Source organism: Amycolatopsis sp. NPDC023774 (assembly GCF_040639695.1).
GTDB lineage: Bacteria > Actinomycetota > Actinomycetes > Mycobacteriales > Pseudonocardiaceae > Amycolatopsis.
In genome coordinates, this window is record NZ_JBFAAJ010000002.1 from 436,510 (window position 1) to 463,434 (window position 26,925).

The following is a 26,925-nucleotide window of genomic DNA, read 5'->3' on the forward strand; positions in this document are numbered from 1 at the left end:
CGCACAACGAAAACGCGGCGCCCAAGTCACCTCCCGGTCGTCACCCGCCGCCTTCATCCGCCGAGCGTCGCCGACCGGCGGCCCCGGGCCCGCCACGCGGCGGAGTTCAGCCCAGGTGCCGGAACACAGCCGTCGCCACCGCCGCGTCGGCCACGCCGACGCCGGTGAGATCGGCGATCGTCAGGCCGGTGCGATCCCGCACCCCGTCGCGCAGGACCAGCCCGACGGGGACATCCGCGTCGTCGGCCACCGCCCCGGCCCGCACGGCGTTGCCGAAGTCGCCGTGCGCGAGGCACTGCGCGTGGTCATCGGTCGCGATCGTGGTGGCGCGGGCGAACAGCCCGGCCGGCAGCTCCGCCTTGCCCGGCAGGTCGGTGCCGATCCCGGTCACGTGCACCGCGGCGAACGCCTCCGCCGGCACCACCGGGCTCGTCGACGCCGTCGCCGTGATCACGCACGGCGTGGCCGCCGCTTCCTCCGCCGTCGCGGGCACGGCCGTCAGCCCCGCTTCGCCCAGCTCGGCGCACAGCTTCCGAACGGCTTCGGGCCGCCGGCCGTACACTCGCACCCGGGTCAGCGGCCGCAGGTCCGCGAGCCACTCGACCTGCAGCCGCGCCTGGAGTCCCGTACCGAACACGGCCACCTCGTCGACGTCCGGCGGGGTCAGCGCGTGGGTGGTCAGGGCGCCGGCGGCGGCCGTCCGCCACGCCGTGAGCCAGCCCTCGTCGGCCAGTACCGCGGCGGGCACGCCGGTCGACGCGTCGAAGACCAGCATGAGGCCGCTGTTGGTCGGCAAGCCGCGCTCGGCGTTGCGGTAAAAGCCCGACGCCACCTTCACCCCGAAGTGCGAAGCACCTTCGAGGTAGCCGGCCTTCACGTGGCAATCGCCCTCGGCCTCGGGGAACCACATCGCGATCGGGGCCGGCAGCTGCGCCCGGCCCTCGGCGTGCGCGATCAACGCGCCACGCACGGCGTCGAACACCAATTCCCGCGTCGCCACGGCTCCGATCTCGGGCAGCCCCACCACGTCCGGCGTCATCGCCGCTCCTCCACGAACTCCGCCCACGCGGCCAGCCCTTCGTCCGGACCTCGGCGGCCCACGCCGACGCGGAACCGGTCGTCCGGCGTCGCCGTCAGGTCGGATCGGTAGATGCTCGCCGGCAGCAGCAGCACGCCGCGCTGCTCGACGAGCTCGGTGCACATCGCCTCGACGCCGTCCGCGCCGAGGTAACGCGGGAAGCACACGCAGCCGCCCTGCGGAGGTGCCCAAGCGAACAGATCTCGGTAGTTCTCGAAGAACGCGGCGAACTTCGGCACGTTCTCCGCGATCACCGCGCGGTTGCGCGCCAGGATCGCGTCCCGCGCGCGCAGCCCGATCAGCGCGAGCACCTCACTCGGCGCCGAGTTGCAGATCGACGTGTAGTGCTTGGCCCGCTCGAGCCGCCGCAGGATTTCCGGGTCGCGGCAGGCGATCCAGCCCACGCGCAGGCCCGGCAGCCCGTAGGCCTTCGACATCACGTTGAGCGAGAGTGCCGACGCGGACAGGTCGGCGGCCTGCGGCAGCGTCGCCGACGGGTCGAGCTCCAGCCCGCGGTAGACCTCGTCGCTGAACAGCAGCACGCCGCGTTCCTCGCACAGGCGTACGAGCCGCGTCCAGGTCTCGAGGTCCGGCACGGCGCCGGTCGGGTTGTTCGGGAAGTTCACCGACACCAGACGCGTGGTGGGCCGCAGCTGCCGTTCGATCTCGTCGACGTCGAGCGCCCAGCCGTCCTCAGGCCGCAAGGCGACGCCGGACACCTCGCCGATCGAGAGCGGGATCGTCTCGGCCGCCTGGTAGTTCGGCGTGATCACCACGCTGTGGTCGCCCGGTTCGAGCAACGTCCGCATGGCGAGGTAGAGACCTTCTTCGGCGCCGGCGAAACACAGCACGTGCTCGGGGCCGACGTCGGTGTAGGTCGCTGCGATCTCTTCGCGCAGCACGGGCAGGCCGTAGGTCTCGGTGTAGCCGAGAGCGAGGGTCTCCCAGCGTTCGCGGCCGTCGTCGTCGGCCAGTGCCAGCAGCTCGGCGACGGTCATGGTCTGCACGTCGGACGCCGTGAGGTGGTGTCGGGCGGTGAACTCCCATCGGGAGAAGTACATCTCCAGACGGAAGTCAGGAAGCGTCGGCATCGGGCTCCTTGCGCATTTCGGCGAGCAGTTGGTAGGTGGCCGAACGGGAGATGCGCAACGCGCGGGCGACCACGGGCACGGATCGGCGCTGCGCGAACACGCCGGCCGCGTCCAGACGTGCGAGAAGCACCAGGCGCTGTTCGCGGGTCAACATCTCGACCGGGGTCGCGTGATCGCGAACGAACTCGCCCACCACGTCGTTGAGCGTCTCGGTCCAGTCGCGTTCGAACAGAGCCTGGGGCTGTCCGGTCACGGGAGCCGCGAACCCCGACAACAACTGCGCGGCCTGGTCGAACGCCGTGCGGTCGACGTTCACGCACAACACCACGTCGGCGTTGCCGTGTTCGTCTCTCACCACGGCGCTCACACTCGACAGCCGCCGCCCGTCGGGCAGCGACTTCGGGTACGGGCCGTAGACGTCCTTGCCCGCGGGCCGCAAACCGTCGAGCTCGCCGAGCAGCGACGGGTCCCCGGGCGCACGCCCGGAGAACGCGTTCCAAATGCCGAGCACGCAGTCGGTACGCGGGTCGTGCACCACCACCTCTGCGTGCGGCGAAAGCAGGCGCACGATCGCCTCGCACACCGGCGCCCAGCGGGCCGTCCTCCCGTCCATGGAAATGGACAGTACATCCAGGGTGGACGAAGAGTCCAGCTGGCCACTGTACCGAACCGTACACTTCGTTCTGTACGATCCGGTACAGACAGTCAGGAAGCCGAGGAAGGAACCCGCGTGCCCGGTCTCTGGAGTCCCGTCGACGTCGGCCGCATGCGTTTGCGCCACCGGCTGGCGTTGTCGCCGATGATGCGCAACCGCGCGCTGCCCGACGGATCGCCCACCCCGCTCGACGCCGAGTACTTCGCGCAGCGCGCGTCGCTCGGACTCCTGATCACCGGCGGCACGCAGCCCTCGGCCGACGGGCAGGGGTTCCTGCTCAGCCACGGCTGCCACACCGACGCGCACATCGCCGGCTGGCAGCAGGTCACCAAGGCGGTGCACGACGCGGGCGGGCACCTGTTCATCCAGCTCATGCACGCCGGCCGCGTCGCACACCCCGACAACACCCCGCACGGCCGGGCGCCGGTCGCGCCGTCGCCCGTCGCGGCGGGAGTCGGCATCCACACCCCGAGCGGCAACCGGCAGGTCCCGCCACCGCGCGAGCTTTCGACCGCCGAGGTCCGCGCGACCGTCGACGACTTCCGCCGGGCGGCGGCCGCCGCGATCGAAGCCGGCGCCGACGGCGTGGAAGTCCACGGCGCCAACGGGTTCCTCGTGCAGCAGTTCCTCTCGGCCAACGCCAACCACCGCACCGACGCGTACGGCGGGAGCATCGCCGGCCGCGCCCGGTTCGCCTTGGAGGTGACCGAGGCCGTCGCTGGGGAGATCGGCGCCGACCGCACAGCCGTGCGCCTCTCCCCCGGCCTGCGCGGCTTCGGCATCGACGAGGGTGAGACCGGGCCGGCGACCTATGCCCACCTGGTCCGTGCCCTCGCCCGCCTCGACCTCGCCTTCCTCCACGTAACCCACCACGGCGACGACGCGCTCCTGGCCGAGCTGCGCACCGCGTTCCCCGGCCCCCTGCTGCTGACCCGCCCGGGCGCCACCGTCGAAGAACGAGCCGCAGATGTCGAAGCCGGTTTCGCCGACCTCGTCACCCTCGGCCGCGTGGCACTGGCCAACCCCGAGGTCGTCACCCGCCTGAAGACCGGCGCGGCGCTCAACGCCCCCGACCCCGCCACCTTCTACGGCGGCGGGGCCGAGGGCTACACGGACTACCCGACGCTCTGAGCCAGCCCAGCGAGCTCACGCCACTGCGGCAACGGCATCCCGTCACCGCCGCCCAGAACGTGCAGGGCCACGTGGTCCGCGCCCGCCTGGAGGTGTTCCTCCACGCGCTTGCCGATCGCGTCGATGTCACCCCAGGCGAGGATGCTGTCGACGAGCCGGTCGCTGCCGCCGTCGGCGAGATCGGCTTCCGTGAACCCCTGTGCCAGCAAGCTCTTGCGGTAGGCAGGCACCCCGAAGAACCCGGCGAGAAAACCCCGGCCGGCTGCCCGCGCCTTCGCCGAGTCCCGCGCCAGGGTCACGGCCAGGTACGGCGCGAGCAGGGGCCCGGTACCGAGCAGTTCGCGCGCCGTCGCCGAGTAGTCCGGGGTGACGAGGAACGGGTGCGTCCCGCCGGCCCGCCGCCGCGCCAGGCCGACCATCTTCGGCCCCATCGCCGCCAGGACCACCCGCGCCGCCGCCACCCGCTCCGGCTCGGCGTCGAGCTCGTCGAGGTACGCGGCCATGTCGTGCAGCGGCCGGTACTCGTGGCCGTGCTCGGCGGCGGTGCCCGGGTCGCTCACGCCGAGACCGAGCAGCACCCGGTCGCCGTAGGTGCCCGTGAGCCGCGCGTGGCCCGCGGCCAGTTCCTTCGCGGGGTGGCGCCAGATGCTCGACACCGCCGGCGCGACCGTGAGCCTTCGGGTCGCCTCGAGCAGCCGCTCGAGGTCTCCCACGATGTCGCCGCCACCCAAACCGGGAATCCAGAGCGCGCCGAAGCCCAGCTCGTCGAGCTCGGCGGCGGCGTCGGTGATCTGACCCGGCGCGGCCGTGCGCAGCTCGACGCTCCAGACGCCGGCCCTGCCGATGTCGAGGGTCATACCTGGTTCGCCCCTCCGTCGGCGAAGAGCTCGGTGCCGGTCACGAAGCTGCTCGCGTCAGTCGCCAGGAACAGCGCCACCGAAGCGATCTCCTCCGGCCGGCCCATCCGTCCCAAGGGGACGGTCGCCGCCAGCGCGGACACGAGCTGCACGGCCGCTTCGCCGCCGCCCACCAGCCCCGAGATCCCCGGCGTGTCGACCGGGCCGGGGCTGATCGAGTTGACGCGGATCCCGCGCCCGCTCAGCTCCTGCGCCCACGTGCGCGCGAACGACCTCACGGCCGCCTTCGAGGCGCCGTACACGCCGAAAGCGTCGTTGCCCTTCGTGCCCGCGGTGGAGGCGGTCAGGATCACCGAAGCGCCGTCCACCAACAGAGGAAGCGCTTTCTGAACCGTGAACAAGGTGCCCTTCACGTTGGTGGAGAAGGTGTCGTCGAAGTGCTTCTCGGTGACCTGCTCCAGCGTCGCGAACTCGCCGCCGCCCGCGTTGGCGAACAGCACGTCGATCGGCCCGCCGACCGTTTCGTACAGCCGGTCGAGGTCGGCCAGGTCGGAGCTGTCCACCTGGACCCCGGTCACGTCGCCGCCGATCTCCGCGACGGCGGCGTCCAGCACGTCCTTGCGGCGCCCGGTCACGAAGACGCGCGCGCCCTCGGCCGCGAACAGCCGGGCCGTCGCCAGCCCGATCCCGCTCGTGCCACCCGTGACGACGGCGGTCTTCCTCTGTAGTGCGTTCATTGCTGCGTTTCCCGTCCGTGTAATCATCCGGCCCAGGCGTGGTCGTTCCGCTCGGCCGGTCTCCGCGGGACAATGAGGCCCCTTCGCTCCACCGCCGACCACTACGACAGATTACGGGACATGTCACCTAAAGGCAAAGACGGCCCCTGGCTCGACGCGCGGCAGCAGCGCGCCTGGCTCGCCTACATCCGCGTCCAGCTGCGGCTGAGCTACGAGATCAACCGGCAGCTGCAGACCGACAGCGACCTGTCCATGCCGGACTACGACGTGCTCACCGCGCTCGCGAACGCCCCTGGCGAGCGGATGCACATGACCGCGCTGGCCAACCAGATCGGCTGGGAACGCAGCCGCACCGGCCACCACGTGCGCCGCATGGCGACGCGCGGGCTCGTCGACGCGCGCACGTCGAGCACCGACCGCCGCGCCACCGAGGTCACTCTGACCGCGCAGGGCCGCGAGCTGCTGGAGAAGGCGGCGCCGGGGCACGTCGAACTGGTGCGTAACCTCTTCTTCGACGGGCTGCCCGCGGAGCTGCTTACACCGCTGACCGAGGCGATGGAGAACATCTACGCCAACATCCTGGAGCGAGGCACGCTGCCGCCGCCGTGAGACTGCCGCTGCCACAAGGAAAAAAGCCGTCCCTGCCAGTGGCACACGGGTTTTCGCGCTCGGTGGACCAGACCAAGACCAGTGAAGTAAATTCACCTTTCACGCACGGTCCGCCAGCCTGCGCCCTGTTCTCAAAGTCGTGGACGAAGGGCAGCTCATGCACCGGAAGTTCGTTCGTTGCCGGCTTTGTTCGCGTAACGCGCGTCGCGGGTCACGTACCAGGCCAGGGACTGCGTGTACGCCGCGATGGCGTCTTCACGCTCGTCGGTGCAGCCGTTGTTGGGCATCGAGCTGGGCCCGCAGTCGACCACGGCACGCGCGTGCGGCGTGTAGGACAGCGAAGCGTACTTCGAGCTCATCATCGAGTCGTACGCCTGTTTCTGCGGCTGCGTGCCGGCCTGCACGCGCCGGCGCATCGTGTCCAGCTGGGCCTGGCTGACCAGCACGCCGGGGTGTGTGAAGGCGGCCGGCGCGGTCGGTGCCGGGGGTGTGGCCGGCTGGGCGGAGGCCGCCGGGCCGGTGGCGATCACCACGGCGGTGGCGGCCGCGGCCGCCAGCCATCCAGATCATGGACGCGTGGTCGGCGACCATCACGGACCACACCAGCGACAACGCGCACCTCCAGACCGCGTGGTCGGCCTCGACGTGGCCGCGCGCGGCGGAGATCATCAAGTACGCGTACGGGACCTGGCCCAACTCCGGGCGCTTCGCCACCATGCTGCGCAACGTCTACTACAACGAGATCCAGGGCAGCGACGGGCGCACCGGCAACTGGGAGCTCAGCATCGCCGAGGCCATCGTCGGCATCGGCGTGTTCCTCGAGGACAAGACGATCTACGACCGCGGCATGTCGATTTACCGCAACCGCGTGCCCGCGTTCATCTACCTCAGCTCCGACGGCACGCTCCCCAGGACCGTGCCCGGCAGCGGCCTGAGCACCCGCGACCAGATCATCGGCTACTGGCAGGGCCAGTCCACCTTCGTCGACGGCCTCACCCAGGAGACCTGCCGCGACTTCGTCCACACCGGCTACGGCATCGCCGCGATCGCCGAGGTGGCCGAGACCTCCCGCATCCAGGGCCAGGACCTCTACGGCACCGACATCGGCGAGCGGCTGCGCCAGGCGCTGGGCTTCCAGACCAAGTACGAGCTCACGGCTCCCCCGTCGTGGCTCTGCGGCGGCACCGTCAAGCGCGGCCTCGGCCCCGTGACCGAGGTCGGGTACAACGCGCTGCACAACCGCCTCGGCATCGCCATGACCAACACCCAGAGCTACACCACGAGCCACCGCCCCCAGGGCAGTAACAACCTGTTCGTCTCCTGGGAAACCCTGACCCACGGCGACAATCCCGCGTGAGGGATGCGGTTCCGGGGCCGCCGTGCCGAGCGCGACGGCCCCGGACTCCGCGAAGCCCCGCTCACCGACCCGGTGAGGTGCTACGAAGAGCGCATGAGAAAAGCGCTCGTCTGCTCGTTTCTGCTGCTCGCGGCGGGCTGTTCGACGCCGCCGCAGCCACCCCCGCCACCGCCCGAGCCGGTCGTGACGCCACCGTCCGTCTCGACGGTGCCGGCCGCGCCCACCACGACGACGTCGCATTCGCTGGTCGCGAAAGACGGGTCCGACCTCACCGCGTGCCGCGATGGTTCGTGCGACGTACTCATCCGCGGTTCGGTGACCGTGCCGCTCGACGCGCGGTTCGCCACGCGCCGGCTGACGCTCACGCAGTCGGCGCCGGATCGGCTGGACTTCGCCGTCGACCGCACCCGACTGCCCGACACCAAGGGCCACTTCCGTGGCGAGGGCTACGTGAGCCTGGTCAACCGGATCACCGTCACCGTGCTGGACATCGATGCCACCGGGGCCGTGATCCGCGTGTCGCCGTCGAGTGATTCAGCCGAGGACAAGGTCTGGGGTGCCGACTCCCGCTTCGACTGAGCAGCCTCAGCACCATCTAGTCGTTGACTACATTATTGTCGCCGACTACATTGGCGGGCGGCCATCGAAAGGACTCCGCTGTGCCCGCTCCCACCCCGATCTGGTTCGTCACCGGCGCCGGCTCCGGCTTCGGGCTCGAGGTCACCTCCCAGCTGCTGGCCGGCGGTCACCGCGTCGCCGCCACGAGCCGCAACCTGAGCCCCGCGTTGACCGACCTCGCCCAGCAGCACGGCGATCGGCTGTGGACCGCGAAGCTCGACGTCACCGAACCCCGAACCGTTCACGTGACGGTCGAGCAGGCCTTCACCGAACTCGGCCGCGTCGACGTCGTGTTCTCCAGCGCCGGCTTCGGAGTACTGGGCGCTGCCGAAGAGCTGTCGGAGGAGCTACTCACCCGGCAGCTCGCCGTGAACCTGCTCGGACCGATTCACCTCACGCGCGCGGTCACGCCGTGGCTGCGGGCACAGGGCGGCGGGCGGATCATCCAGATGTCCAGCTCCGGCGGCCACGTGCCCGACCCGGGCATGAGCGTGTACAACGCGTCGAAGTTCGGCGTCGAGGGTTTCTTCGAGTCGGCGGCGGTGGAGCTGGCGGGGTTGGGGATTTCGGTGACGCTGATCGCCCCGGGCGGCACGCGCACGGCATTCAACGCCAACCTCGCGCAGGCCGAACCGCTGCCCGCCTACGCGGACGGCGTGCTCGGCCAGGTGCGCGGCGCACTCGCGGGCGGGATGGACGAAACCGCGCTGCGCCACGCCGTCGCGGGTGATCCGGCGAAGATCGCGGGCGCGATCATCGCCTCCGCGAGCACCACACCCGCGCCCCGCCGGCTCGTCTTCGGCGCCGCGGCCCACGAAGCCATCACCACGACGTGGCGGCAGCGCCTCGAAGCGCTCACCGCCCAGCGTGAGCTGGCGCTGAGCACCGACGCCGACGACGTGCTCGCCGACCGCGCTTGACGCGTCAGTCCTCGAGAGCCCCCGGCCCGCGGCGGTAGGCGACCTTCGCCGGGTCGACGGCGTGGCCGTCTTCGTCGACGAACGCCAGGTGCACGGGCCGGTCGTCGGTCGTGTCGACGTAGATCGTCGCGGGGCCGTGGCCGGTCGGGCGGTACTCGTCGCCCCACCCCGACAGCGCGGCCAGCACCGGCAGCAGGTCCTCGCCGGCAGGGGTGAGCACGTACTCGACGCGGGCCCGCTGCCCCGGCTCCCGATACGGCCGCCGCGCGAGGATTCCCGCCTCGACCAGGGACTCCAGCCGGGACGCGAGGAGATCCGTCGGCACGCCGATCTTCTGGAACTCGGCGAAGCGCGTCCGCCCGCGGAACGCCTCGCGGACGATCAGCAGGCTCCACTTCTGCCCGAGCACCTCCAGGCTGCGCGCGATCGAGCAGCGGCTGTTGGTCGGGATCGCCATGGCCTTCATAACCCCATCGTACGTCACACTTGGTATTTCGGAGCCAGCTTGCTAACTTTGAATTACCAAGTATGAAGCCCGGAGGAGTCATGACACGTCTGCAGGATGCGGTTGTCCTGGTCACCGGAGCCAACGGGGGGCTCGGCATCGAGTTCGTCAACCAGGCGCTGGAGCGCGGCGCCCGGCGCGTGTACGCCACGGCGCGCACCCCGCGCCAGTGGGACGACAAGCGCGTGGTGCCGCTCGCCCTCAACGTCACCGACGAGGCTTCGGTCGCAGCCGCGGCCACGGCTGCCCCGGACACCACGGTGGTGGTGAACAACGCGGGTGTCAGCGGGCGGCAGAGCCTGCTCACTGTGCCGCTGGCCGAGGTGCGCGCGATGTACGACACGAACGTCTTCGGCGCGCTCGCCGTCGCACAGGCGTTCGCTCCCGTGCTGGCGGCCCACGGCGGCGGCGCCCTCGTCGACATCCACTCGGCGCTGAGCTGGCTGGCCAAGTCAGGCGCGTACTCGTCGAGCAAGGCCGCGTTGTGGCAGATCACCAACTCGCTGCGGCTCGACCTCGCCGGCCAGAAGACCCACGTGCTCGGCGCACACCTCGGCTACACGGACACGCCGATGACCAAGGACCTGACCGTGGAGAAGGAAGACCCGCGCAACATCGTGGCGGCGATCTACGACGGCCTGGAAGCGGGTGCGCACGAGGTGCTGGCGGACAAGACATCGCGCGACATCAAGGAAAAGAAAACCTGTCCGGTCCGGTTGAGGCGCTGTACCCGGAGCTGACCGCGACGGCGTGAGCCGGCCGGGCGCGAGCCCGTCGTGGTGAGCAGACTGCTCTGACTCCATTGCGGTGGCTCCACTGTGTTGAGTCCACTGCGTTCCACTGTGGAGCGTTCGAGGTCCGAGCCGATCGGAATCGGACGTGCGCTGTGCAGCAACTCCCGGTGCGCTGTGAAGCAAGTCACAGGTGGCCCCCGTGCCTACGTTCGGTCAGCAACAACCGGCAGCACGTTCCCCGGAGGCCACCATGACCCACCACCACGAAACGGCGGGCTGACGCCGTGGAATCCTCGATCGCCGAGCACTTGCGCGTCGACCGGGTCCACCCGCGCCGCAAGCCGGACAGCTTCCACCCGCCGTACCCGTCGTTCTCGGCGCGCTTCGATCCCACCGTCGACCAGGTGGTGATGGCCTACTTCGGCGTTCAATACCGAACACCGGAGCCACCGCCGGTGGTGATCGCCGCACTCGCGGAGCTCGACGCCGCACGCTCGGGCAGGCACGCGCCCGACCACCACGACCAGGCGCGGTTCGTCGACGAGGCCGGCTACGCGACCGTGCTCACCGCGTTCTGCTGGACCGACCCCGCCGGATACGACCGCTGGGTGAAGGCCCGCGACGCGTGGACCGGCCCGCAGCACCGGTCCTCCGACGCCGGGTTCTTCAGCGAGGTCGTGCGCCCCGGCGTCCGACGGTTCGAGACGCTGTTCTCCAGCGACCGCACCGAAGGCGTGTCGGTGGCCGCCGGCAAGTTGAGCGGCGAGATCCGCGAACACGGCTACTGGGGCGGCGCCCGCGACCGGCTGCCGGTCGCGCAGACCGACCGGCTCGAACCCGGCACCCGGCCGACCGCGGAGACCGACCCGGAGACGGGCGTCGTCACCGTGCGGCCGCAGGGAAACCTGTGCCTCATCCGCTCCGGCCAGGAGTGGACCGAGACCGAGGGTGACGAACGCGGGATGTACGTCGGCGACGTGGAACCCGTGCTGCGCACCGGCATGGAGTTCTTGCGCGACGACGGGCTCGGCATCGGCTGCTACGCCAACCGGTACGTACGCGTCACCGGCGAAACCGGCGCCGAGACGGACAAGAGCTACGGGATGAGCCTAGGTAGGGCGGGCCGGGGATCCGCCCGGCGTTGATCGCGTCGCGGCACACGACGTCGAGCCGGTCCTTGGCCGACGCGGCGCCGAGGCACATCGTGTAGCCGGAGTCCAGATAGGATTTGGCCGACTCCACGGCGAACAGCAGGTGCTCCTCCACCGGCAGAGCGGCCAGCCCGTCGAGGTCGGCGCTGTTGTTCCAGGTGAAGTGGGTGTGGGCGTCGCACAGCCCGGACATCAGCGTGCGGCTGCGGCCCTCGATCACCCGCGAGCCCTGGGCGGCGGCCGGTTCGACGGTGCCCACGGCGGTGATGCGGTCGTGGTCCACGAGCACGTCGCCCCGGTAGGGCAGCGCGCCCGTGGAGTCCAGAATGGACACGTCGCGGAACAAGGTCTTGTCGGCGGTGAGCGGCACGGTGGTTCCTCCTCGTCGTTGAGGCGCGAAACGGTGTGGTTACAGGAACTTCAGCAGCAGCGAGGTGACGTCGGCGGCGGCTTCCAACGCGGTCCAGTGCCCGACGCCGGGCAGCACCTCCACGGTTGCGCTGCCGTGGGCGGCGGCGAGCGCCTCGCTCACCGCCGGCGGGCCGACCTTGTCGTCGGCGCCGGTGATCAGCAGCAGCGGCAGCGCGGGGTCGACCGGCCCGGGGTCGGTCGCGGCGGCGAGCGCCTCGCAGTTGCGCGCGTAGCCCCCGGCGTCCTGGCGCATCACGAGCTCCCGCACGAACGCCGCCACCTCGGGCTTGTCTCGGCGGGTGGCTTCCGACAGGGCGTTGGCGACCACGCCCGGCGCCACGGCGGCGGTGCCTTCCGCGCGCAGCAGGGCCGCGCGGTCATGCTGGGCCTTGCGGACGGCCTCGGGCGGCTCCGCCACGGCGCCGAGCAGCGCGAGCGCGGTCACCCTGTCGCGGTGGCGGGCCGCGAAGGTTCGGGCGACGAGCGTGCCCATCGAGTGCCCGACCACGGCCGCGGACGCGACGCCGACCTGGTCGAGCACGGCGGCCAGGTCGTCGGCGTGCGACTCGATGCCGATGCCCTCACGCAGGCCGGAGCGCCCGGCACCCGCGGAGTCGAACCGGATCACCTGGTGGCTCGAGGCCAGCGCGTCGGCCTGGATCTGGTAGAAGTTGCCGGTGCCGCCGAGGCCGTGCACCAGCAGTACGGCGGGGCCACGGCCCTCGACCTCGACCGCGAGGTCTGTTCCGTTGATCTTCATGCGAGCTCCTTTCGGTACGGGGGTTCAGGCGGTGCGGGCCGAGGCGACCCGGTTGCGCAGCACGCCGAGACCGGTGATGGCCACCTCCACGACGTCACCGTTCGCCAGGAACTTCGGCGGGTCGAAGCCGATGCCGACGCCCGCGGGCGTGCCGGTGGCGATCACGTCGCCCGGCAGCAGCGTGATGCCGGCCGAGAGGGTGGCGATCAGCTCCGGGATGTCGAAGATGAGGTCCCTGACCCGGGCGTGCTGGCGGCGTTCGCCGTTGACGGTGGTTTCGAGCTCCAGCGCGGTCACGTCGGGGATCTCGTCGGCGGTGACCGCATACGGCCCCATCGGGCAGTGGGTGTCGAGCGACTTGCCGAGCAGCCACTGGCGGTGGTCGCGCTGCAGGTCGCGGGCCGTGACGTCGTCGAGGATCGTGTAGCCCCAGACGTGCGCCGCGGCGGCTTCGCGAGTGATGCCGCGGCCGCCGCGGCCGATGATCACGGCGAGCTCGCCCTCGTAGTCGAGCTCGGAGGTGAGCCCGGTGTGCGGGTCGATGTCGTCGCCGGGCCCGATCACGGCCGTGGTGGCCTTGGAGAACAGGATCGGCCGGGTGGGCAGGTCTTCCGAGCGGTCCGGGCTGTCGTAGCCGCTGCGGCCGAACTCCGCCGCGTGCTCGGTGTAGTTCTTGCCGACGCAGAAGATGTTGCGCCGGGGAACGGGGAACGGCGCGCGAAGCCGCACGTCGGCGAGGGGTACCGGCGTGCGGTTCGCGGCCTGGTCGGTGAGGATGGTCCCGACCTCGCCCCAGCGTTCGACGGCGCCGAGGAGCGTTCCGCCCGGTACGAGATCGGTGACGTCCTGGACCTCGCTTTCGCCGGTCACGACCCCGACGCGGTCGGCGTCCCCGATGGAGTTCCCGGTGGAGAAGGTCACCAGCTTCATGTGAGACCAATCTGAACCAATATGAACCAATACGGACGTGATCGACCGTACGCGTCTCGGCACACGTTGTCGATACGCAGGACTTTTTCTGGTAACGGATGCGCCCATTGGCCTCGATTGGTCTCACTTTCCGGTAGAGTGCGCCCATGACCACGGTGGAACACGCCCTGCGAGCGCTGCTCGACGAGGGCGCGGCCGACGGAAGCCTCGGCCCGGGCGCCAAGCTGCCCACCGAGCGCGACCTCGTGCAGCGCCTTTCCGCGCCGCGCAGTGCCGTACGGCGCGCGCTCGATTCGCTGGAGCGCGACGGGCTGGTGATCCGGCACGTCGGGCGCGGCACGTTCCTCACCGACGTCGCGGCGCAGCACGTCGAGCCCGCCCCCGCCGACACGAGCCCGGCGGAGATCATGCAGGTGCGCCGACTGCTGGAGCCCCAGGTCGCGACACTGGCCGCGCGAGTGGCCACGCAGGCGGACCTCGACCGGATCGGGACCGCGCTCGGCGCGGGCGCCGCGGCCGGGGACTTCGAGGGCTTCGAGCGCGCGGATGCCGGGCTGCACCGCGCGATCGCCGTCGCGGCCCACAACGGGTTGCTGATGAACATGTTCGACGTGATGAACACCGCGCGCTCACTGCCGGTGTGGGGCAGCCTCAAGCGGCGTACGTCCACGCCGGAGCTGCGTTCGTGTTACCACGACGAGCACACGTTGATCGTCGAAGCGCTGCGCGACCGGGATCCAGTGAGCGCGGGCGAACACATGCGGCGCCATCTCCAGCACGTGGCCGACACGCTTCTCGGGCGCGACTGAAATTCCACACGACTGAAATTCCACCCGGCTGAGGTCCCGCCCGACTCCCGGCGTGTGAGTCCGTGTTCGTCGGGTACCCGTCTCCTGTTCGAATCCCACGACGAGGAGATGGCGAAATGACGCAGACGGAGCGGACGACCACCGACGCCGGTATCCCGGTGGAAAGCGACGAACATTCGCTCACGGTGGGGCCGGGCGGGCCGATCCTGCTGCAGGACCACTACCTCATCGAGCAGATGGCGCAGTTCAACCGCGAACGTGTGCCGGAGCGCCAGCCGCACGCCAAGGGCAGCGGCGCGTTCGGCCGGTTCGAGGTGACGGCCGACGTCAGCCAATACACCAAGGCCGCGGTTTTCCAGCCGGGCACGAAGACGGAGATGGTGGCACGGTTCTCGACCGTGGCCGGCGAGCGCGGCAGCCCCGACACGTGGCGCGATCCGCGCGGGTTCGCGTTGAAGTTCTACACGAGCGAAGGCGTGTACGACATGGTCGGCAACAACACGCCGGTGTTCTTCGTGAAGGATCCGTTGAAGTTCCAGCACTTCATCCGTTCGCAGAAACGCCGGGCGGACAACAACCTGCGCGACCACGACATGCAGTGGGACTTCTGGACGCTGTCCCCCGAGTCGGCGCACCAGGTGACGTGGCTGATGGGCGACCGCGGTATTCCGCGCACATGGCGGCACATGAACGGTTACAGTTCGCACACATATCTGTGGGTGAACGCACAGGGCGAACGGTTCTGGGTGAAATACCACTTCAAAACCGACCAGGGCATGGAGTTCTTCACGCAGGACGAAGCCGACCAGATGGCCTCGGCGGACACCGACTACCACACGCGCGACCTGTTCGAGGCCATCGCGCGTGGCGACCACCCGAGCTGGACGCTGTACGTACAGGTGATGCCGTTCCACGACGCCGCGGACTACCGGTTCAACCCGTTCGATCTCACCAAGGTGTGGCCGCACGGCGACTACCCCCTGATCGAGGTCGGCCGCATGACGCTCGACCGCAACCCCACCGACCACCACGCCGAGATCGAGCAGGCGGCGTTCGAGCCCAACAACCTCGTGCCCGGCATCGGGCCGAGCCCGGACCGGATGCTGCTGGGCCGGCTGTTCGCCTACGCCGACGCGCACCGCTACCGCATCGGGCCGAACTACAAGCAGCTGCCGGTGAACGCGTCGAAGTCGCCGGTGCACAGCTACAGCAAGGACGGCGCGATGCGCTACACCAAGGTGTCCGACCCGGTGTACGCGCCGAACTCGAAGGGCGGCCCGAGCGCCGACGTCGAGCGCTACGGCACCCCGGCCGGCTGGCACGCCGACGGCGAGATCACGCGCGCGGCCTACGTCGACCACTCCGAGGACGACGACTGGGGCCAGGCGGGCACGATGGTGCGCGAAGTCCTCGACGACGCGGCGCGGGAACGTCTGGTTTCCAACATCGTCGGTCACTTGCTGAACGGAGTGAGTGAGCCGGTGCTGCAACGGGCGTTCGAATATTGGCACAACGTGGACAAGGACCTCGGCGACCGCATCGAGTCCGGTGTGCGCGAGAAGGCCGGCGAGAAGGACCCGAAGGCGACGGAGCAGGGCAACCCGGCGCGCAGCGCCATGCAGCGGAAGGCGTGAGTCCATCCACTTCGGACTTTCGGCGGCCACGCGCCCGGCGGAAAACCGGACGGGCGTTCGCCGGGCCCGCCGGTAGAGTGCGCGTCCATGGGTCACCTGGAGGTCGCGCACCTCGACTACTCGCTGCCCGACGGGCGGCCGCTGCTCGGTGATGTGTCGTTCCGGGTCTCCGACGGTGCCGTCGTCGCACTGGTCGGCCCGAACGGCGCCGGGAAGACGACGCTGCTGCGCCTGCTCTCCGGTGAGCTGAAGCCGCACGGCGGCACGGTGACGGTGTCCGGCGGGCTGGGTGTGATGGGTCAGTTCGTCGGGTCGGTCCGCGACGACCGCACCGTGCGCGACCTGCTCGTGTCGGTGTCGCCCGAGCGCATCCGCACCGCCGCGGCGGCCGTGGACGCGGCCGAGGAGCGGCTGCTGACCGTCGACGACGAGGCCGCGCAGATGAAGTACGCGCAGGCGTTGAGCGACTGGGCGGAGGTGCGCGGCTACGAGTCGGAGACGACCTGGGACGTGTGCACCACGGCCGCGCTCGGCGTGCCGTACGAGAAGGCGCAGTGGCGGCGCGTGCGCACGTTGAGCGGTGGCGAGCAAAAGCGGCTCGTGCTGGAGGCGTTGCTGCGCGGACCGGACGAGGTACTGCTGCTCGACGAGCCCGACAACTACCTTGACGTCCCCGGCAAGCGCTGGCTCGAGGCGCGCTTGGCGGAGACGCGCAAGACCGTGCTGTTCGTCTCGCACGACCGGGAGCTGCTCGCGCGGGCGGCGGAGAAGATCGTGAGCGTGGAACCGGGCCCGGCCGGCAGCGACGCCTGGGTGCACGGCGGCGGGTTCGCCACCTACCACGAGGCGCGCGACGATCGCTTCGCCCGCTATGAAGAGCTGAAGCGGCGCTGGGCGGAGAAGTACGCGCAGCTCAAGAAGCTCGCGCTCGACATGCAGCAGTACGCGGCCCGCAGCGACGAGATGGCGTCGCGCTACAAGGCCGCGAAGACGCGCTTGCGCAAGTTCGAGGAGGCCGGGCCGCCGCCGGAGCCACCGCGACGGCAGGACATCCGCATGCGGCTGCGCGGCGGACGCACCGGCCTGCGGGCCGTGACGTGTGAGAACCTGGAGCTCACAGGCCTGATGAAACCGTTCTCGCTGGAGGTCTTCTTCGGCGAACGCGTGGCCGTGCTCGGCTCCAACGGCTCCGGCAAGTCGCACTTCCTGCGCCTGCTCGCGGGCGGCGACGTCGCGCACTCGGGCTTGTGGAAGACGGGCGCCCGCGTGGTGCCCGGCCACTTCGCCCAGACGCACGCCCACCCGGAGCTCACCGGCCGCACCCTGGTCGACATCCTCTGGACCGCCCACGCCAAGGACCGCGGCGGCGCCATGGCCGTGCTGCGGCGCTACGAGCTCGAACGGCAGGGCGACCAGCCCTTCGACCGCCTGTCGGGCGGCCAGCAGGCCCGCTTCCAGATCCTGCTCCTGGAACTCGGCGGCGCCACCGCCCTGCTCCTGGACGAGCCGACGGACAACCTGGACCTCGAATCGGCCGAAGCCCTGCAGGCGGGGTTGGAAATCTACGAGGGCACCGTCCTCGCGGTCACCCACGACCGCTGGTTCGCGCGCAGCTTCGACCGCCACCTGCTGTTCGGCTCCGACGGCGTGGTCCGCGAAACCCCGGAACCGGTCTGGGACGAACGGCGGGTGGAACGGGCTCGCTGATCAGCGCGGCAGCGGCAGAGCCAGCTCCGCGCGCGTCACCGAGATCGAGCCGAGGGTGTGGGACCACCAGGTCGACGCGAGTTCCTCCAGGAGGAAGCGGCCTTCGACGCGTTCCGGGGACATCGCGGTGACGCAGGGCTCGTCGGGCTCGTCGCGTTCGACGTCGATGCGCAGGCGGGGCGGGTGGGCGGCCAGGCCGAGGCGCAGGGCGCGGAAGGAGGCGCCGTCGCGGGTGGCGTCGGTGACCAGTTCCTCCATGAGCTGCACGGCGTCGCCGACCACGGGGGCGGGCACGTGGGCCAGCATGGCCCTCAGCGTGACGCGCGCGGCCTCCGCGGTGTCCGGGCCGTTGAACACGGCCGTGGCGGCGCCGGGCGGCCGCGAATCCTCCGTCATGGTGGTGCCCCTCCCCTGTCGGGCGGTGATCGAGCGCAGTGCAGGTACCCAGAGCCTCCAGGGTTCAACCGTCCGAGTTCGGACACGGCCATCTGCTGAACCGGACGACCGGAGCTGAGCAGGTGCCCGACAAGCCACGAAACACCTGGTCAGCCGCGAAACGGGCCGCTTACCGGGAATTCGTGCGCATCCACCACCCCGACGCGGGTGGCGACGCGGAGGCGTTCCGGAAGGGGCTGGCCCGGTTCCACGATGTGGACGAAGCGGTCCGGCAGCCCGCCGCGTCCGTGATCTTCGCCGTGCGCAGGCCCGGGCCGGCGCGGGTGCTCGCCGCACTCGCCGCCCGCCGCAGGCGCAAGCGGCGAACCCGCGTGCGCTGAGCCAAACCGCGCAAGACGCCCCCGGCGCGGTCCCGCCGGCTGTAATACTCAACCGGCGAGACCTGGGGCTCGACAGCCGGGCCCTGCCGCCGATGCCATGGGAAGCGGATAGACCCCATTACCAGCCCATAAACATCGGGTCCGCGAAAAGTCCACCACCGGCCACAGTGGACGCCCGCGTCACCGCAGCGGGCCGCGGGCCTCCTCGAAGGCCGCGGCCGCCCTCAGCAGCACGTCTTCCCGCCACGGCGCCGTGTTGACTCTGGGCACCGACCACACAACCCCGGCACTGGAGTTCGGGAAGGCTTGCTCGCGCGCCGAGTGAAGGCGGTCAGTCCACGCGGTGATCCGGGTGCCGAGCCGCAAGCCGTTCGACGGTCTCGTCCCACGCCGGACGTGCTCGCTCGGCCGGGCGGTCCCCGTCTTCAGGCCACGAACAGTCGCTCACGAACACAGTGTGACCGGCAGATCGGGGCGATCGCGTAAGCGTCCTGACACGGTCAGCAACCGCCTCCTGAGATGGTAGTGCGGCGGCGGATGCCGGCGGTGGCCGCCGCGGCGCCGTCCGGGGCGAACCTGCAGCCGTGGCACGTGTACGTGGTGACGGGCGCGCCGCGGGCGGAGCTGAAGAAGCGCACCGGTGAGCGGATCGCGGCCGGGCACCCGTGGGACGAGGCCGGGGACGAGCAGTACCCGGCAACGCTCAAGTCACGCCGGGATGTTCTGCAGACCGTCATGCTGCTGCGCGCCGACGACCTGCACAGCTGCCCGCAGCCGGCGTGGGCGAAGTTCCACAAGACCGTCTCGGGATCGTCTCGCCGCCGGAGGACCTCATCCCGCTCTGCGGCATGTCCATCGGCCACGAGGGCGCGCCCGTCGACCTCGGCCGCACCGGGCGGGCGCCGCTCGCGGAGACGGTGACGTTCGCCGAAGGGTGAGCCGCCGCACCAATCACCTGCGCCGTGCGGTGCCGCGGCTCCGCGGGTTCGCGACGATGGGGTCCGGAAGAGGCACATCCTCGAGACAGGCGCGATCCGGACGAGGAGCGACGGTGCTGCGGTCACTGAAACGGACCCGGCCCCGCACAGGACTGATCCTCGTGGTGATCGCGGGCGTCGTGGCCGCGCGCTGTTCGTCCCCGGCCGAGGAGCCGCCGGAACCGAACGTCACGGTGGTGGACGGCCCGGTGGCTCAACAGCTGAAGAGCTCGGTCACCGATGCCGGAGCGGTCGTCCACCTCGCGGCGCTGCAGAAGATCGCCGATGACAACGGTGGTAACCGGGCTTCGCCAGGGCCCGGCTACGTGGCGAGCGTCGACTACGTCGTCGGCGCCCTCCGCGGCTCCGGCTACGACGTGAGCACGCCGGCCTACGAGGCGTCCGGGCAGCGCGGCCGCGAGCGGGCCACGGTGCGGAACGTCGTCGCGCAGACCCGCACCGGCGACCCGGACCACGTGGTCGTGATCGGGGCGCACCTGGATTCGGTGAGTGATGGCCCGGGCATCGTCGACAACGGCTCCGGCGTCGCGACGCTGCTGGAGATCGCGAGCCGCCTGGGGCCGTCGGCGCCACTGCGCAACGCGGTCCGGTTCGCGTTCTTCGGCTCCGAAGAGAGTGGTTCCCAAGGCTCGAAAGCCTACGTGCGCGGCCTTTCCGCCGACGATCGCGACAAGATCGCGCTCTACCTGAACGTGGCCATGGTGGCCTCGCCCAACGGCGGCTACTTCGCCCAGGGCGGGGTGGGCGACGACGAGTCCACCGCCGGCCCGTCCGGCTCGGCCACCGTCGCGGCCGTCGTCGCCGGCCAGCTGGCGAAGTCGCCGAGTGCGCCCGGAGATCGTCGAGTTCGTCGGCGACGACGAACGGGCGTTCGTCGACGCCGACAATCCTTGCGGTGGCGCGGAAAACGGTGACCACAAGGAAAAACCGCGGCGCAGGCCCAGGACTGGGGCGACGCGGCGGACGAGCGGTACGACCCCTGCTACCACCAGGCCTGCGACGGTCTCGGCAACGTCAACCGCGTGGTCCTGAGCCACTACCTCTCCGCCATCGCCGGGACGGTCGCCCACTTCGCGACCACGGACGCGCCACTCCCCCTCTGAGCGAACCGAAGCCTCACCTGAAGTCCCTCGACTTCAAGGCCAGGCCCTTCAGGTCCAGGGCCGCCAGGTGATCCGCCACCACCGAGACCGTGCCCTGGCCCACCTGGGCGATGCCGCGCACCAGGACCACCGAGTGGTTCTGCAGCAGGCGGCGGTTGCGGCGCCACACGCCGACGGACACGATGACGTTGGTCATGCCCGTTTCGTCTTCCAGGTTGAGGAACGTGATGCCCCCGGCCGTTGCGGGGCGTTGCTTGTGGGTGACGGCGCCTCCCACGCGGATGCGGGTGCCGTCGGGGACCGACAGGAGCGAGGCGGCCGGGAGGGCACCCAGGGCATCGAGGTGGGTGCGCAGGAACGAGACGGGGTGGCGGTCCGGCGTGATGCCCGTGGCCCACAGGTCGGCGGTGGCCAGTTCGAACGCCGTCATGCCGGGCAGCGGGGGCGCGTGGTGGCCGAGTGACAGGCCGGGCAGGTGGTCGGGCCGCGTGGCGGATGCGGGGCCGGCGGCCCACAGCGCCGAGCGGCGGTCGCCGAAAACGCCTGCCGTGGCGAGGGATTCGACGACCGGGCGGGCCAGCTGGACGCGTTCGGTCAGGTCGCCGATGGACGTGAAGGGGCCACCGGCGTCGCGCTCGGCGACGACGCGGTCGGCCACGTCCTGGCCCACCGAGCGGATGCCGGCGAGTCCCAGCCGGATCGCGACGCCGCCGGTACTGTCCGAACAGGCCTCCAGCGTCGCGTGCGGCAGGGAGAGGTTGAGGTCCGGCGAGCGCGTGACGACGCCGTGGTGGCGCGCGTCGGCGACCAGCGACTGCGGGCTGTAGAAACCCATGGGCTGCGCGCGCAGCAGGCCGGCGCAGAACCCGGCCGGGTAGTAGCGCTTGAACCACGCCGACGCGTACACGAGCAGCGCGAACGACATCGAGTGCGCCTCGGGGAAACCATAGCCGGAGAAGGCGTGGATCTGCTCGAAGATCCGGGCGGTGAGATCGGCCGGCAAGCCGTTGACCGCGGCGCCCTCGAAGAAGCGGCCCGCCAGCCGCCGCATCTTCTCGCTGGAGCGCTTGGCCCCCATGGCCCGGCGCAGCTGGTCGGCCTCGGCCGCGGTGAACGACGCGACGTCGCGCGCCATCTGCATCACCTGTTCCTGGAACAGGGGCACACCCAGGGTCCGCTCCAACGCAGGCGCCAGCAACGGGTGCGCGTGCGACCACTCCTCCTCGCCGCGGCGGCGGCGGATGTACGGGTGCACCGAACCGCCCTGGATCGGCCCCGGCCGGATGAGCGCGACCTCCACCACGAGGTCGTAGAACTTCCGCGGCCGCAGGCGGGGCAGCGTGCCGAGCTGCGCGCGGGACTCCACTTGGAACACCCCGACCGCGTCGGCCTCGCACAGCATGTCGTACACGGCCGGGTCGGCGAGGTCGAGGTCGTGCAGTCCGATGTGGACGTCGTGGTGCTCGGCGACGAGGTCGATCATGTAGTGCAACGCGGACAGCATGCCGAGGCCCAGCAGGTCGAACTTCGTGAGCCCGATCGCCGCGCAGTCGTCCTTGTCCCACTGCAGCACGCTGCGGTCGGCCGCCGTCGCCCACTCCACCGGCACGATCTCCGACACCGGCGTCTTCGCGATCACCATCCCGCCCGAGTGCACGCCGAGGTGCCGCGGCGTGTCCTCCAGCCAGGCGGCGCACTCCAGCACGTCGTCGGGGATCTCGTGGCCCCGCTCCCCTTCCGTCGAGCCGCTGGCGACCGACGACCACCGGTCCACCCGCTTGCCGAACGCGTCCTGCTGGCCGGTGGAGTACCCGAGTGCCTTGGCGGCATCGCGGATGGCGGAACGCGAACGATAGGTGATGACATTCGCCACCTGCGCCGCGTGAAAACGACCATGTTTCGCGTAGACGTACTGGATCACCTCCTCGCGCCGGTCGGATTCGATGTCGACGTCGATGTCCGGCGGGCCGTCGCGTTCGGGGGCGAGAAAACGTTCGAACAGCAACCCCCACTTGACGGGGTCGGCATGGCTGATTCGCAATGCGAAGCACACCGCGGAGTTCGCGGCCGAACCCCGGCCCTGCGCGAGGATGTTCGTTTCTCGACAGAATCTGACGATGTCCCACACCACGAGGAAGTAACCGGGGAACCCGAGCTGCCGGATCACCGCGAGCTCGTGGTCGAGCTGGGCGTAGGCCTCGGGGTTGTCCGCGCGGCCGCCGTAGCGCGCGGCGGCGCCCTCGAACGTCAGGTGGCGCAGGTAGTCGTCCTCGTCGGCGAACCCCTCGGGCACGGCGAACGGCGGCAGTTCCGGGGCCACCAAGGCGAGGTCGAACGCGCACTCCACCCCCAGCAGCGCAGCCCGCTGCACCGCGCCCGGGTACCGCGCGAAGCGGCTGGCCTGTTCCGCGCCGCTGCGCAGGAACGCCGTGCCGTCGGCGGGCAGCCAGCCCTCCAGCTCGTCGACGGACCGGCGCGCCCGGATCGCCGCGACGGCCGCCGCGTGGCGGGCCTGCTCGGGACGCGCGTAGTGGACGTTGTTCGACGCCACCGTCGGCAGCCGCAGGTCCTTCGCCATCGCGGCCAGGCGGTCGTTGTGGACGGCGTCGAGGGGCAGACCCTCCTCCAGCAGCTCGACGGCGACGTTCTCCCGCCCGAACCGCTCGGCGAGCGTCCGCAGCGCCACGGCCGCACCCGCGTCGTCACCCCGCGCGAGCGCGCCGCGGACCGCGCCCTTGCGGCAGCCACTGAGCACGAGGACGTGGCCGCGCAGCTCGTCGGCGACGTCGTCGAGCGTGAGCACCGGACGGCCCTTCTCCCCCGCCAGCTGCCCGCGCGAGATGACCGAGCACAGGCGCCTGTACCCCTTCATGTCGCGCGCGATCACCTGCAGGTGCGTGCCGACCGGGTCGGCCACCCCGCCCTGTGGCGCCGGCAGGCCGAGCGACAGCTCCGCCCCGTACCCCGTGCGCACCCCGATCTCGCGCGCGGCCTCGGCGAACCGGACGGCGCCGTACATCCCGTCGCGGTCGGTGAGCACCAGCGCGTCGAGCCCCAGCCGCACCGCCTCCTCGACGAGCGCCTCCGGCGACGCGACGCCGTCGAGGAACGAGAAGTACGAATGCAGGTGCAGCTCCGCGTACGGCACCCGCCGCCCGTCCACTTCCACGTCCGCCCACGGCCGCAACCGCTCGGGCGCCCGGTACCCCTCCCGTTTGCGCGACCACGCCGGCGAATCCCCGCCGTCGCCCCGCAGGGGCGCCCGCCCCGCCGCGATCCGCTCCAGCTCCGACCACCGCATGATGGGGTTGTTGAAGCCGCCTCGCCGGTGCTGCTGGTCCTGCTGGTCCACCGCACAGTCCTCACTCGCGTGAAACCGCCGCGGGGAGACAGCGTGTCCGGACCCGAACCCGGGATGGGAACAGGTGTTCGAACAGCACCATACCTCGACTCGCGGAGGGGACCTGCCATCCGGGTGCGGCGCCGAGGTCTTCCTGCCCACGATCGGAGAGCCACGCCGTCGGCGCGAAGTGCCTCGCGTGCCCTCGGCGGTTCGCGCCTTCGAGGAGAACCAACGTTCCGCTGCCCGGTGTGGGAAACGCCTCCACGACCGGCCCGAGAGCGAAGCCCGGCCAGGACTGCGGCGAGCCGGAGGACGGCGCCACCGAAGGTGCGAGTCCCGCTCAGGAAGTGACTGGCCGGGGTCGTCCTGGCCCTGCTTCGCCGGCCGCTTGGCGCCACTCTCGTTCCTGATCGACAAATGGTTCCGCCGCCGCAACAAGTGGTGGGCGTCAGGCGAGCGGGCGGACCAGCACCGTCAGCGGCCGGTGCTCGATCATGCGCCCTCCTCACGGACCGCGTAGCTCAGCACCCGCTCGCCGAGCAGGTCTTCGACGATCTCCAGCAGCTTCTCGACCACACCGGCGATGGCGTCGGGCGCCTCACCCGCCACGGTGCGCGCCGCGATCTCCCCGAACACGAGCGAGTGCAGCCAACCGAGCTGGCTCGCGACCAGCCGCGGCCCCGGATCCCCCGCCACTGCGCCGGTCTCCGCCGCGAGCAGGACGGTGAGCTCGTCGACCATCTGCCCCACGAGGTCCCCGAGCCGCGCGGCCAGCGACGGCGTCGCCGGCATCAGCGCCAGCACGCGCCCGAACCCGGGCGTGAGCCCGACGGCCCGCTCCCGGGCCCGGATCCCTTCCCGCAGGCGCGCGGGCCGCGGATTGGCCGGCCGCGCGCTCGGCCACGCTGTCGGCCAACCGCTTCGGCGACGCCTCGTCCGGCGGCAGCACCAGGTCTTCCTTGGTGCGGAAGTTGTGGAGTCGGCTTCAATATCGACGCACGCGAGGCAGGCCACAGAACCGGGCCGCACGGCCCGCACCTCCGCTACAGTCCGGCCCGGAACTGAAGCCACCACTACACCAGACCGCGAGGAGACCGAGCATGCCCCAGCTCCAGGTGATTGCCCGCTACACCGTGTCCGCCGGCAAGGAGGACGAGGTCGCCGCACTGGTGCCGCAGCTGGCGAAGGCGGCGCGCACCGAGCCGGGCAACCTGGCGTTCGACGTCTACCGCTCGTTCGACGACCCGCGATCGGTGGTGCTGCTGGAGCGCTACGTCTCGCGGCAGGCGTTCGCCGAGCACCGCGAGACGGAGCACTTCAAGCGGCTCGTCCTCGACGGCATCGTGCCCCTGCTCGACGACCGCGCCGTGGAGCTCTTCGACGTCACCGATTAAGTCCACGGTGGACCGCGAAGGCCCACCGTGGACACTGCATCACTCCTCGGTCGTCGCGTAGCGACCCTGCACCGCTTCGGCCGCCCGGCGCCGGTCGGCATCGGACCACTCACCCAGTTCGTAACCGTGCCACGGTTCGGCCAGTGAGAGCTCCGGGAGGCCGAGCTCCTGCCACAGGTCCTGCGCGCGGTCCATGAACTCCTTGGCCGGCAACGAGGTCGGTGGGTACGGGCGCTTGCGCGTGGCGTCGATCAGCAGCGCCGAGGACAGGCTGCCGTCCTCGGCGGCCGACGGGTCGAGACGCGGCAGCTTGCCCGGCAGCACGGTGACGTCACGCGCCGGCTGCATGCGGAAGCTCATCGCCCACACCACGGCGCTGAGGTCCTCGGGATCGACGTCGTCGTCCACGGCGATGATCGTCTTGCCCATCGACGCCTCGTACCCGGACGCCGCGTACAGCGCCTGTCGCGCCTGGCCGGGCGTCGGGTTCTTCAGCTGGATCACGAAGAACATGTTGCACGTGCCGCTCTCGTGCGTGACGAAGCGCTGCACCGCGTTGATGTTGCACGCCTGCTTCAGGAACCGCAGGTACACGTTCTCGAACGCGATCTTGCGCATCAGCGTCGACTCGCTCGGCGGGAACTCGCTGATGAACGCCTGCACGACCGGCGCCGTGCGGTGGGTGATGCAGCGGACGCGGAACACCGGCGACGTCGTCTGCGGGCCCATGTAGCCGCTCGCCTCACCGAAGGGGCCTTCCGGCTCCAAGTGCTCCGGGTCGATCTCGCCCTCGAGCACGATCTCGGCGTGCGCGGGCACCTCGAGGTCCACGGTCTCGCAGCGCACGACCTCCAGCGGGCGGCCCATCAGGCCACCGGCCACGGCGTACTCGCTGATGCCGAACGGGATCTTCTGCGCCCCGGCGAACCCGACCGCGGGCACCGCGCCGAGCACGATCGCGGCCTCGAGCTTCTTGCCGAGGCGCCGCGCCTTGGCGAGGTGGATCGCGATGTGCTGCGTGGGCGTGTCCATCTGCAGCCCGATCCGGTCCGGGCCCTTCACCATGCCGCGGTAGATACCGACGTTGTAGGTGCCGTCCTCGGGGTCCTTCGTGACCCAGTACGGCGCGGTGAGGAACGGCGCCGGGTCGAAGCCGGGCGTCGAGATCGGGTGCGGGAACCCGTCGACGCCACCGGCGTCCAGGAGGGACTGTCCCGTGAGGACGTTCTCCTTGCACGGTCCGGTCTCGACCACCACCGGCTCCACGGGGTTCGCGAGTGCCGCGGCCCAGCGCCCGGCGACCTCGTCGGGCTTGGCGGCCAGCGCCGTGGTGTAGACGGCGCGCGAGGACGCGAACGCCCCCATCACCACCGTGCCGTCGTAGCGCCGCCCGGACCCGTCGGTCACGTTCTCGAAGAGGAAGGCCTTGCGCTCGGCCTCCGGCAGCCCGCGGAACTGCAGGCGCACCAACGGAACCAGCTCGGTGTCCTTGTCGACGGGCCGGCTCACGCGCACCAGCAGCCCGCGGCGGTCCAGCTCGGCCAGGTACTCCCGGAGGTCACCGTAGGGGTAGTCGTTCACGGCTGTCGGTTCCTCTTTCGTCGACGGGAAGAACTC

General features: G+C 70.9%; 28 protein-coding genes. 14 read left to right on the top strand and 14 right to left on the bottom strand.

Annotated features, from left to right (window positions below; genetic code table 11):
* Positions 1-106 precede the first annotated feature (106 nt).
* Genes AB0F91_RS08140 through AB0F91_RS08150 form a run of 3 tightly spaced genes read right to left on the bottom strand, consistent with a single transcriptional unit; the run spans position 107 to position 2,782 of the window.
* Complete coding sequence (locus AB0F91_RS08140; RefSeq protein ID WP_360595840.1) at positions 107-1,039, bottom strand: hypothetical protein; 933 nt, start codon at positions 1,037-1,039, stop codon at positions 107-109.
* The gene (locus AB0F91_RS08145; protein WP_360595842.1) at positions 1,036-2,169 is read right to left on the bottom strand and encodes an aminotransferase class I/II-fold pyridoxal phosphate-dependent enzyme; all 1,134 of its coding nucleotides are present in this window, start codon (positions 2,167-2,169) and stop codon (positions 1,036-1,038) included. Before AB0F91_RS08145 ends, AB0F91_RS08140 begins: the two co-directional genes overlap by 4 nt.
* Positions 2,153-2,782, bottom strand: coding sequence for a PAS domain-containing protein (locus tag AB0F91_RS08150; protein ID WP_360595843.1), 630 nt, complete (start codon positions 2,780-2,782; stop codon positions 2,153-2,155). The genes AB0F91_RS08145 and AB0F91_RS08150 overlap by 17 nt, the downstream gene beginning before the upstream one ends.
* A gap of 117 nt (positions 2,783-2,899) precedes the next feature.
* Here AB0F91_RS08150 and AB0F91_RS08155 point away from each other — a divergent pair, with 117 nt between their 5' ends.
* Entirely contained in the window at positions 2,900-3,955 is a 1,056-nt protein-coding gene (locus tag AB0F91_RS08155) for an alkene reductase (protein WP_360595845.1), read from the top strand.
* Here the strand turns inward: AB0F91_RS08155 and AB0F91_RS08160 are convergent.
* Together AB0F91_RS08160 and AB0F91_RS08165 are read right to left on the bottom strand one after the other, a co-directional pair.
* On the bottom strand, positions 3,940-4,812 hold the full coding sequence (locus AB0F91_RS08160) for a TIGR03620 family F420-dependent LLM class oxidoreductase (protein WP_360595847.1): 873 nt from the start codon (positions 4,810-4,812) through the stop codon (positions 3,940-3,942). The genes AB0F91_RS08155 and AB0F91_RS08160 overlap by 16 nt on opposite strands.
* Positions 4,809-5,549 (bottom strand): SDR family oxidoreductase, encoded by a 741-nt coding sequence (locus AB0F91_RS08165; RefSeq protein ID WP_360595849.1) that lies wholly within the window; start codon positions 5,547-5,549, stop codon positions 4,809-4,811. Before AB0F91_RS08165 ends, AB0F91_RS08160 begins: the two co-directional genes overlap by 4 nt.
* Before the next feature lie 120 nt (positions 5,550-5,669).
* Between AB0F91_RS08165 and AB0F91_RS08170 the strand changes: the two genes are divergently transcribed.
* The gene (locus AB0F91_RS08170; protein ID WP_360595851.1) at positions 5,670-6,158 is read left to right on the top strand and encodes a MarR family winged helix-turn-helix transcriptional regulator; all 489 of its coding nucleotides are present in this window, start codon (positions 5,670-5,672) and stop codon (positions 6,156-6,158) included.
* 155 nt (positions 6,159-6,313) lie between these two features.
* On the opposite strand, the gene AB0F91_RS08175 is transcribed toward AB0F91_RS08170, so the two are convergent.
* Positions 6,314-6,691, bottom strand: coding sequence for a hypothetical protein (locus tag AB0F91_RS08175; RefSeq protein ID WP_360595853.1), 378 nt, complete (start codon positions 6,689-6,691; stop codon positions 6,314-6,316).
* A gap of 35 nt (positions 6,692-6,726) precedes the next feature.
* Between AB0F91_RS08175 and AB0F91_RS08180 the strand changes: the two genes are divergently transcribed.
* From AB0F91_RS08180 to AB0F91_RS08190, 3 genes are all read left to right on the top strand, one after another.
* Positions 6,727-7,515: a hypothetical protein gene (locus AB0F91_RS08180; RefSeq protein ID WP_360595855.1), complete on the top strand. Its 789-nt coding sequence runs from the start codon at positions 6,727-6,729 to the stop codon at positions 7,513-7,515.
* Positions 7,516-7,608: 93 nt separating this feature from the next.
* The gene (locus AB0F91_RS08185; RefSeq protein ID WP_360595857.1) at positions 7,609-8,094 is read left to right on the top strand and encodes a hypothetical protein; all 486 of its coding nucleotides are present in this window, start codon (positions 7,609-7,611) and stop codon (positions 8,092-8,094) included.
* An 80-nt stretch (positions 8,095-8,174) separates the two neighbouring features.
* Positions 8,175-9,053, top strand: coding sequence for an SDR family oxidoreductase (locus AB0F91_RS08190; RefSeq protein WP_360595859.1), 879 nt, complete (start codon positions 8,175-8,177; stop codon positions 9,051-9,053).
* Positions 9,054-9,057: 4 nt separating this feature from the next.
* Here the strand turns inward: AB0F91_RS08190 and AB0F91_RS08195 are convergent, their stop codons facing one another.
* Positions 9,058-9,519 (bottom strand): helix-turn-helix domain-containing protein, encoded by a 462-nt coding sequence (locus AB0F91_RS08195; RefSeq protein ID WP_360595860.1) that lies wholly within the window; start codon positions 9,517-9,519, stop codon positions 9,058-9,060.
* 80 nt (positions 9,520-9,599) lie between these two features.
* Between AB0F91_RS08195 and AB0F91_RS08200 the strand changes: the two genes are divergently transcribed.
* A complete protein-coding gene (locus AB0F91_RS08200) occupies positions 9,600-10,298 on the top strand; it encodes an SDR family oxidoreductase (protein ID WP_360595862.1) in 699 nt (232 codons plus the stop codon).
* A 278-nt stretch (positions 10,299-10,576) separates the two neighbouring features.
* A complete protein-coding gene (locus AB0F91_RS08205; protein WP_360595864.1) occupies positions 10,577-11,437 on the top strand; it encodes a phenylacetaldoxime dehydratase family protein in 861 nt (286 codons plus the stop codon).
* Here the strand turns inward: AB0F91_RS08205 and AB0F91_RS08210 are convergent.
* From AB0F91_RS08210 to AB0F91_RS08220, 3 genes are read right to left on the bottom strand one after another with little or no spacing between them, the layout of a single operon-like run.
* Positions 11,355-11,813 (bottom strand): hypothetical protein, encoded by a 459-nt coding sequence (locus AB0F91_RS08210; protein WP_360595866.1) that lies wholly within the window; start codon positions 11,811-11,813, stop codon positions 11,355-11,357. The genes AB0F91_RS08205 and AB0F91_RS08210 overlap by 83 nt on opposite strands.
* Before the next feature lie 39 nt (positions 11,814-11,852).
* Positions 11,853-12,614 carry an alpha/beta hydrolase gene (locus AB0F91_RS08215; protein ID WP_360595868.1) on the bottom strand — a complete coding sequence of 254 codons (762 nt, stop codon included), beginning with the start codon at positions 12,612-12,614 and terminating at the stop codon, positions 11,853-11,855.
* Positions 12,615-12,638: 24 nt separating this feature from the next.
* Positions 12,639-13,544 carry a fumarylacetoacetate hydrolase family protein gene (locus AB0F91_RS08220; RefSeq protein WP_360595869.1) on the bottom strand — a complete coding sequence of 302 codons (906 nt, stop codon included), beginning with the start codon at positions 13,542-13,544 and terminating at the stop codon, positions 12,639-12,641.
* A gap of 146 nt (positions 13,545-13,690) precedes the next feature.
* Between AB0F91_RS08220 and AB0F91_RS08225 the strand changes: the two genes are divergently transcribed.
* The 3 genes from AB0F91_RS08225 (at position 13,691) to AB0F91_RS08235 (ending at position 17,694) form a co-directional block, all read left to right on the top strand.
* On the top strand, positions 13,691-14,353 hold the full coding sequence (locus AB0F91_RS08225) for an FCD domain-containing protein (protein ID WP_360595871.1): 663 nt from the start codon (positions 13,691-13,693) through the stop codon (positions 14,351-14,353).
* Between the two features lie 116 nt (positions 14,354-14,469).
* Positions 14,470-15,987, top strand: a complete 1,518-nt coding sequence (locus AB0F91_RS08230; protein WP_360595873.1) for a catalase — start codon at positions 14,470-14,472, stop codon at positions 15,985-15,987.
* 87 nt (positions 15,988-16,074) lie between these two features.
* Entirely contained in the window at positions 16,075-17,694 is a 1,620-nt protein-coding gene (locus AB0F91_RS08235; protein WP_360595875.1) for an ATP-binding cassette domain-containing protein, read from the top strand.
* Here the strand turns inward: AB0F91_RS08235 and AB0F91_RS08240 are convergent, their stop codons facing one another.
* Positions 17,695-18,090 (bottom strand): hypothetical protein, encoded by a 396-nt coding sequence (locus AB0F91_RS08240; protein WP_360595876.1) that lies wholly within the window; start codon positions 18,088-18,090, stop codon positions 17,695-17,697.
* Between the two features lie 182 nt (positions 18,091-18,272).
* Here AB0F91_RS08240 and AB0F91_RS08245 point away from each other — a divergent pair, with 182 nt between their 5' ends.
* From AB0F91_RS08245 to AB0F91_RS08255, 3 genes are all read left to right on the top strand, one after another.
* Positions 18,273-18,470 carry a hypothetical protein gene (locus tag AB0F91_RS08245; protein ID WP_360595877.1) on the top strand — a complete coding sequence of 66 codons (198 nt, stop codon included), beginning with the start codon at positions 18,273-18,275 and terminating at the stop codon, positions 18,468-18,470.
* Between the two features lie 537 nt (positions 18,471-19,007).
* Positions 19,008-19,391, top strand: a complete 384-nt coding sequence (locus tag AB0F91_RS08250) for a nitroreductase family protein (RefSeq protein ID WP_360595879.1) — start codon at positions 19,008-19,010, stop codon at positions 19,389-19,391.
* Between the two features lie 130 nt (positions 19,392-19,521).
* The gene (locus tag AB0F91_RS08255) at positions 19,522-20,382 is read left to right on the top strand and encodes a M20/M25/M40 family metallo-hydrolase (RefSeq protein WP_360595881.1); all 861 of its coding nucleotides are present in this window, start codon (positions 19,522-19,524) and stop codon (positions 20,380-20,382) included.
* Between the two features lie 202 nt (positions 20,383-20,584).
* Here the strand turns inward: AB0F91_RS08255 and AB0F91_RS08260 are convergent, their stop codons facing one another.
* Positions 20,585-23,872 (bottom strand): error-prone DNA polymerase, encoded by a 3,288-nt coding sequence (locus AB0F91_RS08260; RefSeq protein ID WP_360596286.1) that lies wholly within the window; start codon positions 23,870-23,872, stop codon positions 20,585-20,587.
* Between the two features lie 534 nt (positions 23,873-24,406).
* Entirely contained in the window at positions 24,407-24,718 is a 312-nt protein-coding gene (locus AB0F91_RS08265; protein WP_360595882.1) for a hypothetical protein, read from the bottom strand.
* A 296-nt stretch (positions 24,719-25,014) separates the two neighbouring features.
* Here AB0F91_RS08265 and AB0F91_RS08270 point away from each other — a divergent pair, with 296 nt between their 5' ends.
* Entirely contained in the window at positions 25,015-25,308 is a 294-nt protein-coding gene (locus tag AB0F91_RS08270) for a putative quinol monooxygenase (protein ID WP_360595883.1), read from the top strand.
* A 39-nt stretch (positions 25,309-25,347) separates the two neighbouring features.
* Here the strand turns inward: AB0F91_RS08270 and AB0F91_RS08275 are convergent, their stop codons facing one another.
* The gene (locus AB0F91_RS08275; RefSeq protein WP_360595885.1) at positions 25,348-26,889 is read right to left on the bottom strand and encodes a UbiD family decarboxylase; all 1,542 of its coding nucleotides are present in this window, start codon (positions 26,887-26,889) and stop codon (positions 25,348-25,350) included.
* Positions 26,890-26,925: the final 36 nt, after the last annotated feature.